Origin of the sequence: Fervidicella metallireducens AeB (genome assembly GCF_000601455.1) — a bacterium.
In the GTDB taxonomy this organism is placed as follows: domain Bacteria; phylum Bacillota; class Clostridia; order Clostridiales; family Caloramatoraceae; genus Fervidicella; species Fervidicella metallireducens.
The window spans coordinates 1-986 of the sequence record NZ_AZQP01000140.1 but is presented as its reverse complement, the minus strand read 5'-3'; the positions used below and the strand labels follow the sequence as shown (position 1 = coordinate 986).

Genomic DNA, 986 nt, shown 5'->3' with positions numbered 1-986 from the left:
GCTTAATCATATTATCATTATTATCGATTTATGTCAACTAGTTTTTTAAATTTCTCTTTCTAGTCTTCCCAATCGACTCGTATATATTATCATGTCTTTTTTATTATGTCAACTACTTTTCTTAATTAAAACCTACAGTTTATAGTTCCGAGGTTTCCTTTACCGTTTTGCAACAGCTTGTATATAATATCATTATATCTATACCTAAACCTCATCATCTTTAGCTAACTCTCAGAATTATGTTAACCATTCTCCCTATATCTCTTAGATACTCTCTTTTATTTATTATGATATTCCAGGATATGTTGTTATTCTAAAATTTATATATACTTTTATTAGTGCAATTTTAAGTTCCCTATTTCATTTATAACCTATGTTACTCTCCATTTTCCCTTAGTGTTAACTTATCATATATGGGTAAGGGGTAAAATCATATGTGATGTAGCTACCATTAAAAGTAAATGTAAAAAGGACTATGTTCACACATAATCCTTTTTATATGGTGCGGGCGGAGGGACTTGAACCCCCACGCACGCGGCGCTAGATCCTAAGTCTAGTGCGTCTGCCAATTCCGCCACGCCCGCATGATTATTAAATTTGGTTGCGGGGGAAGGACTTGAACCTCCGACCTTCGGGTTATGAGCCCGACGAGCTGCCAACTGCTCCACCCCGCGATGGTAATTGAATTATATTGGTGGCTCCGTGGAGAGGACTCGAACCTCCAACCCTTCGGTTAACAGCCGAATGCTCCACCATTGAGCTACCACGGAATATTTTTTTATGGAGCCGGCTATAGGACTTGAACCTACAACCTACTGATTACAAGTCAGTTGCTCTGCCAATTGAGCTAAGCCGGCATAATGGCTCCGCGAAGAGGACTCGAACCTCCAACCCTTCGGTTAACAGCCGAATGCTCCACCATTGAGCTATCGCGGAATATTAGTTCTTTCAAAACTACACAGCAAATTCGCGTCTTCAGCCTTCGA

General features: G+C 39.7%; 5 tRNA genes. All 5 read right to left on the bottom strand.

Annotation, left to right across the window (positions count from 1 at the left end):
• Positions 1-500: 500 nt before the first annotated feature.
• Positions 501-584 (bottom strand) — tRNA-Leu (locus Q428_RS14150).
• A gap of 14 nt (positions 585-598) precedes the next feature.
• Positions 599-674 (bottom strand) — tRNA-Met (locus tag Q428_RS14145).
• A gap of 21 nt (positions 675-695) precedes the next feature.
• Positions 696-770, bottom strand: a tRNA-Asn gene (locus tag Q428_RS14140).
• 11 nt (positions 771-781) lie between these two features.
• Positions 782-857 (bottom strand) — tRNA-Thr (locus tag Q428_RS14135).
• A 4-nt stretch (positions 858-861) separates the two neighbouring features.
• Positions 862-936 (bottom strand) — tRNA-Asn (locus Q428_RS14130).
• Positions 937-986 lie beyond the last annotated feature (50 nt).